Origin of the sequence: Mycobacterium sp. AT1, assembly GCF_002043095.1 — a bacterium.
Classification (GTDB): domain Bacteria; phylum Actinomycetota; class Actinomycetes; order Mycobacteriales; family Mycobacteriaceae; genus Mycobacterium.
In genome coordinates, this window is sequence record NZ_MVOC01000015.1 from 22,420 (window position 1) to 36,864 (window position 14,445).

The window sequence follows — 14,445 nt, forward strand, 5'->3', positions numbered from 1 at the left end:
CGACTTTCAGCGGCGAAGCAGCCGCGCTGCCGATAGCAGCTGCCAGCCGATGATGGTGTAGACGCAGGCTCGTTCCCACACCGCGCCGGGGAGGACGACGGTCGACGCGGTGACCGCCCCGACGGAAAGCATGCCGAAGGCCAGGAAGCCCAGCGCCGCGAGCCCGACGGACGTCAGCCGGTACCACCGGGATTCGCTCACTAGTCGGTGCCCGGCAAGGATGGCGGCGTTGCCCCCGACGATGGCCACCGCCGCGGCCGAGACGTGCACCCAGGCGATCCCCGCGCCGCCGCTCGGCACCGACGCGACGACGACGTTGCCGACCGCGTTGGCCGCCGCACACGCCACGAAGAGACCGCTGCTACGCCCGCGGTTCGCGCGCGTCAATGCCACCGCCGCCGCGAGGAACAACGTGCCCTGCACGACGAACGCCGTGTTCATCAGATGGCTCAGCGGCGAATCGGGCCTGCCGAGGTCACTGATGAAGTTCGTCGCATACCGGTAGCCCGGATGACCCGCGGCGGCCATCGCCTCGAGCCCGAGGTACGCCACGCCTGCCACCGCCCAGCACGCACCGGCGATCCTGACCGTCACGGCGAAACACCAAGGGCCACTGTCAGTTCCAGGATCATCCGCGGGTCGTCGAGACGGTCCCCATAGAGCTCACGCAGCTGGGTCATGCGGTAGCGGACCGTCTGCGGGTGCACGAACAGCTCGGCCGCGACCGCCTCGCGCTGGCCCTGGTGCAGAAGCCACGACCGCAGCGTCTCGGCCAGTCTCTCGGCAGTGTTGGGTCGCAGTTCCGCCAGCGGCGCAAGGGCGTGGCGGCGAAGGTCGGCGACGGCTTCGCGGTCGGCGGTGAGGACCAACTCGACGAGATGCTCCTCGGTGTCGACGATCTCCTCGTCGACCTGCAGCTGCCTGGCCCGCAGGGCACGTCGGTAAGACGACTCCACCAGCGCCCACGGTCGGGCCGGGCCGACCAAGGCTCGTCGGCCCTGCAGCGCCGACCGCAGCTGCCCGCGGTGCCTGCCGTCCAGGTCGGGTACGAGCAGCACCGCAAGGGACTCCGAGGGATCGACTCCCGGCAGGTCTTCACTCAGTTGCAACGTCGCCTGTCCGAATCGGGCTGCCAGTCCGCGGGTCTGCGCCTCGGCCACCAGGACCGCCGTCAACGTCTCCGGTGGGTGCCAGCCCGCCTCCTCGGCGCTGGCCTTCAACGTCTCGACGGTCTCCCCGGCGAGCAATTGCTTGGCCAGCCTGTCGAGGTATCGCTGGCGGACCCTGCCCGTGGTCGCCAGTTCGTCGGTGTGTCCTGCGACGCTGGCTGCCGACAGCTCGTCGATGAACGCGAACACCAACTCCGCGAAGCGGGCCACGGTCTCGGCGGCCAGTCCAGCGGCCACGGCCGTCGACGACAACTCCCGCCACGCGACGCGGGCGCCGACGCGGTACGCCGAGAGCAGCGCATCCATGGTTCGGCCCTGCCGGGCCTCGCCACGGCCGAGTTCGTAGGCCCCGTCGAGCGCGGGTGAGAGCGTCGCACTCGGATCGGAGTCGTGTGATCGCACGGCGAGCCGCAGGAATGCCCCGAGCGCCATCTGCACGGCGTTCTCGATGGTCTGGCCCATGCGGCCGCTGAAGGCGCGCGCATAGCTGGGGACCTCGACCGTCACCGCGGTCACCGTGTTCTCCGCCATCCGCGGCAGGACGGCTTGAAGGGCCTCGACCACCTCGTCGGACAGGTCGAGGCTGGTGAGGCGGCCCTCAGGGCCTGAAGCCCCCGATGATTCCGGCAAAACTATTCCCTACGAACAATTTCATGGTGAACATTCACGCCTGACATCCAAGACTTTATACCTCCTTCTCAGCCACAGTAGGACTATGACGACGACAGCACCCCGGCCGACGACCGTCGGCGCGCTGCGGGCACGGGTCATCAGGTTCGCCGAACGCGTGACGACACCCCTAGTGCCCGCCGACTACCTCGACGTCATCGACCCCCTCCGCTCGAGCGCCGACCTCCGCGGCCGCATCGTCGCCATCAATCCCGAGACGCGCGACGCCGTCAGCGTGGTCATCAAGCCCGGCCGCGGATGGCGGGGCCACACCCCGGGGCAGTACGTGCGCATCGGGATCGACGTCGACGGAGTCCGCCAATGGCGGGCGTACTCGCTGACCTCGAAGACCACCGACGACACCATCGCCGTGACGGTCAAGGCCATTCCGGACGGAAAGGTGAGCAATCACCTCGTCCGCCGCGCCACCATCGGAACGATCGTCCAACTCGACCAGGCCGCAGGCGATTTCACCCTCGGTGTCCAGCCGCCCCCGAAGATCCTGTTCCTGACCGCGGGCAGCGGCGTGACCCCGGCGATGGGAATGCTGCGCAACCTGACCGACGCGAGCTCGGACGTCGTGGTCGTGCACTCCGCCCCCACCGCCGACGACGTCATCTTCGGCGGCGAACTCCGCATGATGGCCCGTGAAGGCCGAATCTGCTTGGTGGAGAAGCACACCGACACCGACGGGATGCTCGACGTCGCCACGCTCGACGACCTGGTCGACGACCTCGCCGACCGTCAGACGTGGGCATGCGGACCCGCCGGAATGCTGGACGCGCTCGAAATGCGCTGGGCAGCCGACGGCATCTCCGATCGACTGCACACCGAGCGGTTCCGGCCCACCGTCATCACCGCAGGCGACGGCGGCTCGGTCAGCTTCACCAAGACGGGCACCGTCGTCGAGGCGACCGGTGCCGAAACACTTCTCGACGCAGGCGAGGCCGCTGGCGTCCTGATGCCGTCGGGCTGCCGGATGGGCGTCTGCTTTGGCTGCGTGGTGCCCCTGCGTCAAGGCGCCGTCCGCGACCTGCGTACCGGCGACGTCACCACCGCCACTCCCGGCGACAACGTCCAAATCCAGACCTGCGTCTCTGCCGCCGCGGGCTCGTGCGACATCGATCTCTGACCCCTTAGGGAGCGCATCATGACCACCGCAATCAAAACCGTTAAGGTCGAGCAGAACCCGACCACCGCACACCTCACGGCCGAGGACATCGAGAACCTGGGCCGCGAGCTCGACGCCATCCGCGAACAGGTCATCGCCAGCCGCGGCGAACGCGACGCCGCCTACATCCGCAAGGTGATCGACGGTCAGCGCAAGCTCGAATTGGGCAGCCGCGCCGTCCTGCTGTTCTCGCTGTTCCCGCCCGCCTGGTTCGTCGGCACCGTCGGACTGTCGATCTCCAAGATCGTCGAGAACATGGAGATCGGCCACAACGTCATGCACGGCCAGTGGGACTGGATGCGCGACAGCAAGATTCACTCCACCACATGGGAGTGGGACAACGCCTCACCCGCCGAGATGTGGAAGCACTCGCACAACGAGGTCCACCACACCTACACCAACGTGCGCGGCAAGGACCACGACCTCGGCTACGGCATCATGCGCGTCGACGAGAACCAGAAGTGGGTGCCCTTCTACCTCGCGCAGCCGCTGTGGAACTTCATCAACGCCTGCGTCTTCGAATACGGCATCGCGGCGTACGACCTGCAGATCGGCAAGTACCTCAAGGGCCGCACCGACAAGGCGGAGTTCAAGGGCAAGGCCAAGCGGGTGCTCGCCAAGATCCGCAAGCAGGCCACCCGCGACTATCTGCTGCACCCGCTGCTGTCGGGCCCGTCGGCCCTGCCCACGCTGACCGCGAATCTGACGGCCAACCTCGTCCGCAACGTGTGGACGCACTCGGTGATCATGTGCGGGCACTTCCCCGAGGGCGTGCAGACCTTCGAGAAGAACTCCATCGACGGCGAGACCCGCGGCGAGTGGTATTTGCGCCAGATGCTCGGCTCGGCCAACATCTCCGGAAGTCGGTTGCTGCACTTCATGTCCGGCAACCTGTCGTTCCAGATCGAACATCACCTGTTCCCCGATCTGCCCAGCAATCGGTACCAGGAGATCGCGCCCAAGATCCAGGACGTGTTCGAGCGCTACGGCCTGACCTACACCACCGGTTCGCTGCCGCGCCAAGTTGGCTCGGCTTGGAAGACGGTCTTCAAGCTGTCGCTGCCGAACGACTTCAAGGTCACCAACCTGTTGCGCCGTCGTCGGCCCACCGCCGCCGCCGAGCGCCCGGTGCTCAAGGCCGCCTAACTCCCCTCCCCCCTCGCGATTTAAAGAAAGATTGTGACCACTCGCAATCTTATGTAGTGTGCGTCACATGCCCTATGACGTGATCGTGCGCAACGGCTCGTGGTTCGACGGCACGGGTGCCCCGCCGCAGGTGAAGACCCTCGGCATTCGTGGCGGCGTCGTCGTCTCGGTGTCCGACGAACCGCTCGACGAAACGGGATGTCCCGACGTCGTCGACGCCGACGGCAAGTGGGTCGTCCCTGGCTTCGTCGACGTACACACCCACTACGACGCCGAGGTGCTCCTCGACCCGGGCCTACGCGAGTCCGTCCGCCACGGCGTGACGACCGTCCTGCTCGGCAACTGCTCACTGTCTGCGGTGTACGCGAACAACGAGGACGCCGCCGACCTCTTCAGCCGGGTCGAGGCCGTGCCGCGCGAGTTCGTCCTCGGCGCGCTGAACGACAAGAAGACCTGGACGACCGCCGCCGAGTACGTGGCCGCCCTCGACGCCCTGCCGCTGGGCCCCAATGTCAGCTCCCTGCTTGGCCATTCGGACCTGCGCACCTCCGTGCTCGGCCTCGACCGCGCCACCGACGACGCCACGCGGCCGACGCCCGCGGAGCTCGACGCCATGACCACCAAGCTCGCCGAGGCGCTCGACGCCGGCCTACTCGGCATGTCCGGCATGGATTCGGCGATCGACAAGCTCGACGGCGACCGCTACCGGTCCCGCGGGCTGCCGTCGACCTTCGCGACCTGGCGGGAACGCCGCGCACTCATCGCCGTACTTCGCAAGCGGCACAGAATGTTACAGAGCGCACCCGACGTGGCCCGCCCGTGGACGGCGCTGCTGTTCTTCCTGTCCAGCAGCCGGATGTTCGGCCGTCGCCACGGGGTGCGGATGAGCCTGCTGGTCTCCGCGGACTCCAAGGCCGCGCCAGGGGCGGTCAGCGTGTTCGGCCCTGGCACCCGACTGCTCAACCGGGTACTGGGCGCCAGCGTCCGCTTCCAGCACCTTCCCGTCCCGTTCGAGCTGTACTCCGACGGCATCGACCTGCCGGTGTTCGAGGAGTTCGGCGCCGGTACCGCGGCGCTGCACCTACGCGATCAGCTGCAGCGAAACGAACTGCTCGCCGACGCCGAGTACCGCCGCGAGTTCCGGCGCGAGTTCGACCGCCGCAAGCTCGGACCGACGCTGTGGCATCGCGACTTCCACGACGCGGTCATCGTCGAATGCCCCGACGAGACGTTGATCGGCAAGAGCTTCGGACGGATCGCCGACGAGCGTGGACTTCATCCGTTGGACGCCTTCCTCGACGTGCTCGTCGACAACGGCGAGCGCAACGTCCGCTGGACAACCACCGTCGCCAACCACCGCCAGCGCCAACTCGACAAGCTCGCCACCGAGCCGACGGTCCACATGGGCTTCTCCGACGCCGGCGCACACCTTCGCAACATGGCCTTCTACAACTACGCGCTCCGACTGCTCAAGCGCGCGCTGGTCGCCGAGCGGGCGGGCCGGCCCTTCATGACGGTCGAATACGCGGTGCACCGCCTGACCGCGGAGGTCGCCGACTGGTTCGGCGTCGATGCAGGCCGGCTGCGCGAGGGCGACGCCGCCAACTTCGTCGTCATCGATCCGGCCGGTCTCGACGACGCGGTCGACGGTTATCACGAAGCGCCGGTGTCGTTCTACGGCGGACTGAGCCGCATGGTCAACCGCAACGACGCCGCCGTGGTGGTCACGGCCGTCAACGGCGAAATCGTCTACCGCAACGGCGAATTCCGGCCCGGCTACGGCGTCACCGGCAAGTCCGGTCGCTTCCTGCGCGCGGCGGAGACGTCCCGTCCCACCGCCGTGCGCGCCTGATGTCGAGGACTCAACGGGAACGCCGCGAGGAGACCGTCGCTCGGCTGCTCGACGCGAGTATCGCCAAGATCGTCGACGTCGGCTACGCCAGGGCGTCGGCGGCGGTCATCACCAAGCGGGCCGGACTGTCGGGCGGGGCGCTGTTTCGCCACTTCGACACCATGGGCGACTTCATGGCCGCCACGGCCCGGGAGGTGATGCGCCGCCAGCTCGACCTGTTCGGCAAGAAGATCGCCGAGATCCCGACGGCCCAACCCGCTCTCGAGGGGGTGCTGCACGCGATGCGCGACGTCACCCGCAACGACACCAACGTGGTGATGTACGAGCTGCTGATTGCGGCACGCACCGACGAAAAGCTCAGGGGCACACTGCAGGAAGTCCTGAAGGAGTACAGCTCGCGAATCTTCGACACCGCTCACACCCTTCCCATGGCCGACCAGTATCCCGACGGGGCGGTCGCGGCCATCGCCGCCCTGCTGACCAACTCCTTCGACGGCGCGGCCATCATTCACCACGTCCTTCCCCAGCCCGAGATCGAGGCGGGGCGCATCCCGCTGCTGCTCTCGCTGCTCGCCCCCGGCGAATCGAGTACCGATGACTGAACGAGTTCACGAGTTCGCCAACGACGGCCTCACCTTCGCCGTCACCGACGAAGGACCGGTCGACGGTGACGTCGTCGTCCTGCTGCACGGGTTTCCGCAGACGTCCAGATCGTGGGGCGCGGTATGCGAGCGACTGCACGCCAGCGGATACCGGACGTTGACGTTCGACCAGCGCGGCTACGCGCCCACCGCCCGGCCGCGGGGCCGTCGCGCCTACCGGATGAGCCGGCTGGTCTCCGACGTGGCGGCCCTCGCCGAGGCGACGGGCGGCCCGGTGCACCTGGTCGGCCACGACTGGGGTGCGGGCGTGGCGTGGTCGACGGCCGCCGGTCGGCCTGACGTGGTCCGGACTCTGACGGCGGTCTCGGTGCCGCATCCGAGGGCATTCCTCGGCTCGATGCTCATCAGCAGTCAGATCCTGCGCTCGTACTACATCGGGCTGTTCCAGCTTCCATGGTTACCGGAGTGGATGTTTCGTCAGCCACGGCTCATCGACCGGATGCTCGGCAAGACCGGGATGACGTCGGAACAGATTGCCACGGTGCACACCGAGATCGTCGACTCCGGGTCGTTGCAGTCCGCCGTCAACTGGTATCGCGCGTTGCCATTCGCGAGCCCGAGGTACCTAGGGAAGGTCGCCGCGCCGACGACGTACGTGTGGAGTGCCGGCGACACGGCGCTAGGCAGGCGCGGCGCCGTGATGTGCGCGCGCAACGTGTCGGGCCCCTACCGCTTCGAGATCACCGACGGTTCGCATTGGCTTCCCGAGGAGCAACCGGACCTGCTGCACGACCTGATCGTCGACCGCGTCGCCGGTTGAGGGGCACCCGTCGCATGTAAAGCCCGTGTTACGTCCGTGTTGCGGATAGAGTGTGTACATGGACGACAGGTCGGTGTTCTTTGAGGTCGAGGCGCTGCGCGCAGACAAGACGCGGGCGGTTCTCTCGCCCGAGTCCCTCGAGGTTCACGTTCGGGTGGTCGACCACCTCGCCCACACCACCGGCGCGAGCTACGTCTCCGACGAAATCCTCGACACCCTGGTCCACGGCCGGGTCAGCACCATCGCCGCGATCGAGCTGACCCTGACCGGGTGGTGGCGCCGACTGGACGGTGGCTACGTGATCGTCGACCAAGAACTGATCGACGCGTTGTCCCACACTCCGACACGGCGGCGGTTCGGTGCCGCATGCCGGCGGTTGTGGCGATTCCTCAACAGCGAGTCGGTCATCCCGCTGTAGCCCCGTCACGGGGCACTGGGCCTCGACAACCCCAGATGCCCGCGCAGCGTGCTGCCGGCGTACTCGGTGCGAAACCGGTTGCAGCGCTGCAAAATCGGTATGACGTGGTCGACGAACGCCGTCAACTCGTGCGGAAGCGTCGACCCCATGATGGTGAAGCCGTCGACTGCCCCGGCGTCCTGCCACGTGGCGATGTAGCCGGCAAGTTGCTCGGGGGTACCGACGAAGTGCGTGTGCCCGGCGCCGCCCCTGACCTCTTGGGCCACCTCCCGCAACGGCGCATCGGGACGGGCGCGGGCCGCAGCGAAGAGCTGGTCGGTCCGGGTGGACGGCGACGGCACCTCCCACAGCGACGCGGGGAGCGGGGCGTCGGGATCGAACCCGTCGGGGTCCAATCCGGCCGTGTAAAGCGCGTTCTGCCAACGAAACTCGCTGCTGGCCAGGTCCTCCAACCGTTGAGCCCGGGACCGGGCCTCCGCTTCGGTACCGCCGAGAGTCACCATCAGGGCGGGCAGCACCAGCACCTGGTCGGGATCACGACCGATGGCGGCGGTCTGCGCGTGCAAATCAGCGCGGAACGCCACCGCCGCCTCCAGCGAGGGTGGTCCGGAGAACGCCATCTCGGCGTGCCGGGCGGCCAACCGAACCCCGGCCCCCGATTGCCCGGCCAGGACCAGGACGGGGCGCCCCTGCGGCGAGCGGGGAAACGGCTGGACTCCCTCGACGTCGTAGAAGCGCCCGTGAAAGCGGGGCGCGCGCAGTTTGCTGCGGTCGGCCCAGACACCCCCGTCGCGGTCGCCGACGATCGCGTCGTCGGCCCAGCTGTCCCACAGCCGGGTGGCCACCTCGACGAACTCGTCGGCACGCGCATACCGGTCGGCGTGATCGGGATGGCTGCGTTCCCCAAAGTTGGCCGCGGCCAAGGGCGTCACGGTCGTGACGATGTTCCAGCCGGCGCGGCCACCACTGAGGTGGTCCAGCGTGGCAAACCGGCGAGCCAGCTCGTACGGCTCGTTGTAGGTCGTCGAACCCGTGCCGATCAGCCCGATGTGCTCGGTGCTCGCGGCCAGGGCCGACAACACCGCGATCGGGTCGAACTGAACCTGCGGAAGGTGCGTGGCGCGGTAGTCGGCGATCGCGATGTTGTCGGCAAGGAAGATCGAGTCCAGCAACCCACGCTCGGCGGTGCGGGCGATGTCGGCGTAATACGGCAACCCCAGCACGTTCCTGACGTCGTCGTCGGCGAGACGCCAGGCAGATTCGTGGTACCCGTTGGGCCAGACGAAGGCGTTGAAGTGCAGCGGTCGTAAGCTCATCGAGCCATGACGCTAGGCGAATGCCGCGCCTGAGGGCAAGCTCGCCGGTTGATCGATTCGCTTGCCCAGCAGCGCAATCCACGCTTGCAGACCGTCGATTGCGCCACGCGATGCGCCCGCCGCAACGCCCTGTCGCGCCTCCAACAGCTCGACCACGCGTCTACACCTGTCGAGCTCGGCGGCCAGCTCGACATCGGGGACCGACGCCAGCCGATCCTCCGGCCAGCGACCGTAGAAGGCCGCCGACTGGTTCAACAGCACGACGAGCTCGGGAGTGGATCTGCGGAGTAGCCGTCGACCCGTCCGCATCGCGACGCCTGCGGCGAGAACCGTCAAGATCGACGCGACCGTGAACACCCAGCCGCCAGCCCCGACCCCACTCATCGGTACCGACGGTTGCATAGTCGAAGTTTACTGCCATACGCCGACGTCGCACGGTCTTTCTCGCGATCAAATCGGCAGGCGGATTCGGCGGCGAACGGCGGAGAGGGTAGAAATCAACCATGCTGAGAACCGTCTACGACGACGACCACGAAGCCTTCCGGAAGACCATCAGGGACTTCATCGAATCCGAGGTCGTGCCGGTGTACGACGACTGGTGCGCCGAAGGCATCGTGCCCCGTGAGTTCTACAACAAGCTTGGCGAGCTCGGCGTCTTCGGCATCGAGGTGGCAGAGGAGTACGGCGGGGCGGGCATCGAGTCCTACAAGTTCCAGGCCGTCCTTTCCGAGGAGACCAACCGCGCCGCGGTGGCGTTTGGAGCCTCCGGCGCACACGTCACCCTGTGCCTTCCCTATCTCCAGGCCTACGCCACCGAGGAACAGAAGCAACGCTGGCTACCCGGATTCGTCAGCGGCGACCTCATGTTCGCCATCGCGATGACCGAGCCGGGAACGGGATCCGACCTTGCTGGCATGCGCACCACCGCCAAGCTGACCGACGACGGCAAGCACTACGTGCTCAACGGCGCCAAGACGTTCATCACCGGTGGTGTGCACGCCGACCGCATGATCGTGGCGGCGCGCACCGCACCGCCGCGCGAGGACGACCGCCGTCACGGCCTGTCCCTGCTGATCGTCGACACGACGCTTCCCGGCTATTCGGTGGGTCGCAAACTCGACAAGCTCGGGTTGAAGGTGTCCGACACCGCCGAACTGAACTTCACCGACGTCATGGTGCCGGTCGAGGATTTGCTCGGCGAGGAGAACCGCGGCTTCTCCTACCTCGGCAACAATCTGCCGAGGGAGCGGCTCGGAATCGCAGTCAACGCCTATGCCCAGGCGAAGGCCGCGGTGCAGTTCGCCAAGAAGTACACCCAGGACCGCACGGTGTTCAACCAGCCGGTCGCCAGCTTTCAGAACACCAAGTTCGAACTGGCCGCGTGCCAGGCCGACGTCGACGCGAGCGAGGCCGTGGTCGACCGCGCGCTCGAGGCCATCGACAGGGACGAGCTGACCGCCGCCGACGCCGCTTCCGCCAAGCTGTTCTGCACCGAGATCGCATCCCGAGTGATCGACCGCTGCCTCCAATTGCACGGCGGCTACGGCTATATCACCGAATACCCCGTCGCCCGGCTGTACGCCGACAGCCGGGTCAACCGCATCTACGGCGGCACCAGCGAAGTGATGAAGTTGATCATCGCCAAGAACATGGGACTCTGACGTGAATCTGATGGAGATGTTCAGCCTCGAAGGCAAGGTCGCCATCGTCACCGGCGCATCGTCGGGGCTCGGGGTGGCCTTCGCGCAGGCGTGCGCCCAGGCCGGGGCCGACGTGGTGCTGGCCGCCAGGCGTACCGAAAAGCTGGGCGCCACAGCCGACTTGGTGACGGCGGCGGGCAGGCGGGCGATGGCGGTTCAGACCGACGTCACCGATCCAGAGCAATGCCAGGCGATGGTCGACCGTGCCATGGCCGAGTTCGGCCGAGTCGACGTGTTGGTGAACAATGCGGGTATCGGCACGGCGGTACCCGCCACCCGCGAGACACCCGAGGAGTTCCGCGCCGTCGTCGACGTCAACCTGCACGGCTCGTACTGGGCGGCTCAGGCCTGCGGCAGGGTCATGGAGCCGGGCAGTTCGATCGTCAACATCTCCAGCATCCTCGGGCTGACGACCGCCGGTCTCCCGCAGGCCGCCTACAGTGCGAGCAAGGCGGCAATCGTGGGTTTGACGCGAGATCTGGCTCAGCAGTGGGGATCTCGCAAGGGCATCCGGGTCAACGCCATTGCGCCGGGTTTCTTCAAGTCGGAGATGACCGACGAGTACAAGCCCGGCTATCTCGAGTCGTTGAGCGCCAGGTTCGTGCTGCCGCGGATGGGCGACCCCGCGGAGCTGGCCGCGACGCTGGTCTGGTTGGCGTCACCGGCCGCGGGTTACGTCACCGGGCAAACGATCGTCGTCGACGGCGGAGTCACCATCACCTAGCGGCGGGATTACCTCCCTAGGGGTGTAGTGAAGTAGCCCTAGGGGGAGTGAACTGGTGTCAGCGTCGAGCAATCGCCCGACCTCCCGGTAACGGGCGCCGCAGGGCGCCAATCGGAAAGGCTCACACCATGCTTGGACTCATCGTCAGCATCATCGTCGTCGGACTCATCGCCGGAGCCGTTGCCCGGCTGCTCATCCCCGGCAAGCAGAGCATGTCCGTCGTCATGACCATCGTTCTCGGCATCGTCGGCTCGTTCGTCGGCGGCTTCCTCGGCTACCTGCTGTTCGGCAAGGACGCCGCACAGGGCTTCCTGCAGCCCGCAGGCATCATCGGGTCGATCATCGGCGCGGTGATCGTGATCCTGGTCTGGAGCCGAGTCGGCAACCGCCGCACCACCCGCACCCGGTAGTCACCCCGACACGACGATCGACCCCGGCAGCGTCGCCGGGGCCGATCGTCGTCTGCGTGGCTAAGCCGCCACCGTGTCCTTGTGCATCTCCCGCAGCGCCGTCCGCAGTCCTCGCCGCCGGCCGGTCTCCGGATCGATGCCGAAGGTGTCCCGCATGCCGCCACGAATCCGGAACTTCAACTCGGAGTTGGTCTCCGGCGCGTCGTCGGGCGTGCCCTTGAGGAACCTGTTGGGCAGTGCGAGTTTCAGGATCGTCCAGAACGACTGTCCGTACTGCCGCAACAGCGGACCGGTCGTATACGGCAGGTCGTACTTCTCACACAGCGCCTGAACGCGTTCGGAGATCTCCGCGTACCGGTTGCTCGGCAGATCGGGGAACATGTGGTGCTCGATCTGGTAACAGAGATTGCCGCTCATGAACGCCATCACCGGACCGGCCTTGAAGTTCGCCGACCCGAGCATCTGACGCAGGTACCACTCGGCCTGCGTCTCGTTCTCGTACTCCTCCTGCGTGAACTTCTCTGCGCCGTCCGGGAAGTGGCCGCAGAAGATCACCATGTAGGACCAGTAGTTGCGGATCAGGTTCGCCACCGCGTTGGCGCCGAGGGTGTGCTTCCACGCCGGCCCGGTCAGCGCCGGGAACACGACGTAGTCCTTGCCGACCTGCTTGCCGACCTTCTTGCCGATGATCTTGAGGTCCTTGCGCACCTCGGCCATCGACTTCTCGCCCTTGCGCCACTTGGTCGTCTCGACCCCGTGCAGCGCCACGCCCCACTCGAAGAGCGTGCCAAGCAGGATGTTGTAGATCGGGTTGCCGATCATCCACTTCTCCCAGCGCTGATCGCGCGTGAGACGCATGATGCCGTAACCGATGTCGTCGTCGAGGCCGACGATGTTGGTGTACTTGTGGTGGATGAAGTTGTGCGACTTCTTCCAGTGCTGAGTGGGCGAGGTGGTGTCCCACTCCCATTCGGTGGAGTGAATCTCCGGGTCGTTCATCCAATCCCACTGCCCGTGGGTGATGTTGTGGCCCAACTCCATGTTCTCGATGATCTTCGCGGTGGCGAGAGCGGCGGTGCCCGCGGTCCACGCGAGCTTGTCGCGGCTTGCGAAGAGTGCGATTCGCCCGAAGGCGGCCAATCCTCGCTGCAACTGGATGGTCTTGCGGATGTACTGGGCGTCGCGCGCTCCGCGCGACTCCTCGATGTCGGCCCTGATCGCGTCGAGTTCGCGGCCAAGCTCCTCGACGTCCTCGGGGCTGAGGTGGGCGTATTCCTTGATGTCACTGATGGCCATGTCGACTCCTAGATGTTGAGGGTGCAGTCACCGGATGCGGCGGAGATGCACGTCTGAATTCGATCGCCCTCGCCGTGTTCGTTACCCGACCGAAAGTCGCGGACGTGGCCGGATTCCAATGGCAGGACACAGGTTTGGCAGATGCCCATCCGGCAGCCGAACGGCATCTGGATGCCGACCTTCTCGCCGGCCTCCAACAGCGAGGTGGCGCCGTCGACTTCGATCGTCTTGTCGGAGATCGCGAAGGTCACCGTGCCACCCTCGCCGCCCTTGTCGGTGCGCGCGATGACGAACCGTTCCATGTGCAGGTGGTCTTCCGGGACGCCGCCGTCGGCCCAGACCTTCTCGAGCGTGTCGAGCATCGCGGGCGGTCCGCACGCCCAGGTGGGTCGTTCCTTCCAATCCGGAACCAGCCGGTCGAGCTCGGCCTCGAAGTCCAGGTGACCCATGTCCTCGGTCAGCTGGAGCAGCAGCTCGTACGGCCACTCACCTCGGTTCAGTTCCTGCAGTTCGTCGTGAAAGATCACGTCCCGCGCCGACGGCGCCGAGTGGATGTGGACGACGTCGGAGGTCTGCCCCCGCTGGTTCATGGATCGCAACATCGCCATGACGGGGGTGATCCCGCTGCCCGCGGTCACCAACAACATCTTCGCCGGCGGCGGATCCGGCAGCGCGAAGTCGCCCTTGGGTGACGCCAAGCGAACGATCGTTCCGGGCTGCACACCGTTCACCAAGTGAGTCGACAGGAAGCCCTCGGGCGTGGCCTTGACCGTGATGGAGATGAGTTTCTTGTCCCGGACCGGAACCGACGTCAACGAGTAAGACCGCCAGTGCCACTTGCCGTCGATGCTCAGGCCGATGCCGACGTACTGGCCAGGTTGGTACTCACCGGAGAAGCCCCAGCCCGGCCTGATGGTCACGGTCGCGGTGTCTTCGGTCTCCTTCTGCACGTCAACGACTTCGCCGCGGAGCTCACGGGCCGACCACAGCGGATTGAGCAGCGTCAGATAGTCGTCCGGCAGCAGCGGTGTCGTCGCCCGCGCCGCGAGGCCGCGGAGCAGGTTCGTCGGCGATCCGGTGCCCGCCTCCACGTTGCGAGCGGGCTTTTCGGTCCAGCGGACCAGGTCGCGCAGGTTCAGGCTCATCGTGCAC

General features: G+C 66.8%; 15 protein-coding genes. 9 read left to right on the forward strand and 6 right to left on the reverse strand.

Going from position 1 to position 14,445, the window contains the following annotated elements; translation table 11 throughout:
* Nucleotides 1-6: 6 nt before the first annotated feature.
* A complete protein-coding gene (locus B1790_RS08335) occupies nt 7-594 on the reverse strand; it encodes a DUF998 domain-containing protein (protein ID WP_079922748.1) in 588 nt (195 codons plus the stop codon).
* Nucleotides 591-1,799, reverse strand: coding sequence for a CdaR family transcriptional regulator (locus B1790_RS08340; RefSeq protein ID WP_233165014.1), 1,209 nt, complete (start codon nt 1,797-1,799; stop codon nt 591-593). The genes B1790_RS08335 and B1790_RS08340 overlap by 4 nt, the downstream gene beginning before the upstream one ends.
* Before the next feature lie 85 nt (nt 1,800-1,884).
* Here B1790_RS08340 and B1790_RS08345 point away from each other — a divergent pair, with 85 nt between their 5' ends.
* The 6 genes from B1790_RS08345 to B1790_RS08370 all read left to right on the forward strand — a co-directional run bounded on the left by B1790_RS08345 (nt 1,885) and on the right by B1790_RS08370 (nt 7,847).
* Nucleotides 1,885-2,970: a ferredoxin reductase gene (locus B1790_RS08345; RefSeq protein WP_079922749.1), complete on the forward strand. Its 1,086-nt coding sequence runs from the start codon at nt 1,885-1,887 to the stop codon at nt 2,968-2,970.
* A gap of 18 nt (nt 2,971-2,988) precedes the next feature.
* On the forward strand, nt 2,989-4,155 hold the full coding sequence (locus B1790_RS08350) for an acyl-CoA desaturase (RefSeq protein ID WP_079922750.1): 1,167 nt from the start codon (nt 2,989-2,991) through the stop codon (nt 4,153-4,155).
* 67 nt (nt 4,156-4,222) lie between these two features.
* Nucleotides 4,223-6,007, forward strand: coding sequence for an amidohydrolase family protein (locus B1790_RS08355; RefSeq protein WP_079922751.1), 1,785 nt, complete (start codon nt 4,223-4,225; stop codon nt 6,005-6,007).
* On the forward strand, nt 6,007-6,609 hold the full coding sequence (locus B1790_RS08360; RefSeq protein ID WP_079922752.1) for a TetR/AcrR family transcriptional regulator: 603 nt from the start codon (nt 6,007-6,009) through the stop codon (nt 6,607-6,609). Before B1790_RS08355 ends, B1790_RS08360 begins: the two co-directional genes overlap by 1 nt.
* Nucleotides 6,602-7,429 carry an alpha/beta fold hydrolase gene (locus B1790_RS08365; RefSeq protein ID WP_079922753.1) on the forward strand — a complete coding sequence of 276 codons (828 nt, stop codon included), beginning with the start codon at nt 6,602-6,604 and terminating at the stop codon, nt 7,427-7,429. The genes B1790_RS08360 and B1790_RS08365 overlap by 8 nt, the downstream gene beginning before the upstream one ends.
* 58 nt (nt 7,430-7,487) lie before the next feature.
* On the forward strand, nt 7,488-7,847 hold the full coding sequence (locus tag B1790_RS08370) for a hypothetical protein (RefSeq protein ID WP_079922754.1): 360 nt from the start codon (nt 7,488-7,490) through the stop codon (nt 7,845-7,847).
* Nucleotides 7,848-7,852: 5 nt separating this feature from the next.
* Here B1790_RS08370 and B1790_RS08375 read toward each other — a convergent pair whose 3' ends face one another.
* Together B1790_RS08375 and B1790_RS08380 are read right to left on the reverse strand one after the other, a co-directional pair.
* Nucleotides 7,853-9,163: an NtaA/DmoA family FMN-dependent monooxygenase gene (locus B1790_RS08375; RefSeq protein ID WP_079922755.1), complete on the reverse strand. Its 1,311-nt coding sequence runs from the start codon at nt 9,161-9,163 to the stop codon at nt 7,853-7,855.
* A gap of 12 nt (nt 9,164-9,175) precedes the next feature.
* Nucleotides 9,176-9,565, reverse strand: a complete 390-nt coding sequence (locus tag B1790_RS08380) for a hypothetical protein (protein ID WP_079922756.1) — start codon at nt 9,563-9,565, stop codon at nt 9,176-9,178.
* 101 nt (nt 9,566-9,666) lie between these two features.
* On the opposite strand from B1790_RS08380, the gene B1790_RS08385 reads away from it, so the two are divergent.
* From B1790_RS08385 to B1790_RS08395, 3 genes are all read left to right on the forward strand, one after another.
* Nucleotides 9,667-10,824 (forward strand): acyl-CoA dehydrogenase family protein, encoded by a 1,158-nt coding sequence (locus tag B1790_RS08385; RefSeq protein ID WP_079922757.1) that lies wholly within the window; start codon nt 9,667-9,669, stop codon nt 10,822-10,824.
* A 10-nt stretch (nt 10,825-10,834) separates the two neighbouring features.
* Entirely contained in the window at nt 10,835-11,587 is a 753-nt protein-coding gene (locus B1790_RS08390; protein WP_369832313.1) for an SDR family NAD(P)-dependent oxidoreductase, read from the forward strand.
* Nucleotides 11,588-11,715: 128 nt separating this feature from the next.
* On the forward strand, nt 11,716-11,997 hold the full coding sequence (locus tag B1790_RS08395; protein WP_079922759.1) for a GlsB/YeaQ/YmgE family stress response membrane protein: 282 nt from the start codon (nt 11,716-11,718) through the stop codon (nt 11,995-11,997).
* Between the two features lie 60 nt (nt 11,998-12,057).
* On the opposite strand, the gene B1790_RS08400 is transcribed toward B1790_RS08395, so the two are convergent.
* The gene (locus tag B1790_RS08400) at nt 12,058-13,293 is read right to left on the reverse strand and encodes a fatty acid desaturase (protein WP_079922760.1); all 1,236 of its coding nucleotides are present in this window, start codon (nt 13,291-13,293) and stop codon (nt 12,058-12,060) included.
* A gap of 8 nt (nt 13,294-13,301) precedes the next feature.
* A complete protein-coding gene (locus tag B1790_RS08405) occupies nt 13,302-14,438 on the reverse strand; it encodes a ferredoxin reductase (protein WP_079922761.1) in 1,137 nt (378 codons plus the stop codon).
* Nucleotides 14,439-14,445: the final 7 nt, after the last annotated feature.

Bases quoted from the DNA above. Each gene is read 5' to 3' on its own strand.
- B1790_RS08345 (WP_079922749.1), top strand. From the start codon at position 1,885: ATGACGACGACAGCACCCCGGCCGACGACCGTCGGCGCGCTGCGGGCA.
- B1790_RS08350 (WP_079922750.1), top strand. From the start codon at position 2,989: ATGACCACCGCAATCAAAACCGTTAAGGTCGAGCAGAACCCGACCACC.
- B1790_RS08355 (WP_079922751.1), top strand. From the start codon at position 4,223: ATGCCCTATGACGTGATCGTGCGCAACGGCTCGTGGTTCGACGGCACG.
- B1790_RS08360 (WP_079922752.1), top strand. From the start codon at position 6,007: ATGTCGAGGACTCAACGGGAACGCCGCGAGGAGACCGTCGCTCGGCTG.
- B1790_RS08365 (WP_079922753.1), top strand. From the start codon at position 6,602: ATGACTGAACGAGTTCACGAGTTCGCCAACGACGGCCTCACCTTCGCC.
- B1790_RS08370 (WP_079922754.1), top strand. From the start codon at position 7,488: ATGGACGACAGGTCGGTGTTCTTTGAGGTCGAGGCGCTGCGCGCAGAC.
- B1790_RS08375 (WP_079922755.1), bottom strand. From the start codon at position 9,163: ATGAGCTTACGACCGCTGCACTTCAACGCCTTCGTCTGGCCCAACGGG.
- B1790_RS08380 (WP_079922756.1), bottom strand. From the start codon at position 9,565: ATGCAACCGTCGGTACCGATGAGTGGGGTCGGGGCTGGCGGCTGGGTG.
- B1790_RS08385 (WP_079922757.1), top strand. From the start codon at position 9,667: ATGCTGAGAACCGTCTACGACGACGACCACGAAGCCTTCCGGAAGACC.
- B1790_RS08390 (WP_369832313.1), top strand. From the start codon at position 10,835: ATGGAGATGTTCAGCCTCGAAGGCAAGGTCGCCATCGTCACCGGCGCA.
- B1790_RS08395 (WP_079922759.1), top strand. From the start codon at position 11,716: ATGCTTGGACTCATCGTCAGCATCATCGTCGTCGGACTCATCGCCGGA.
- B1790_RS08400 (WP_079922760.1), bottom strand. From the start codon at position 13,293: ATGGCCATCAGTGACATCAAGGAATACGCCCACCTCAGCCCCGAGGAC.
- B1790_RS08405 (WP_079922761.1), bottom strand. From the start codon at position 14,438: ATGAGCCTGAACCTGCGCGACCTGGTCCGCTGGACCGAAAAGCCCGCT.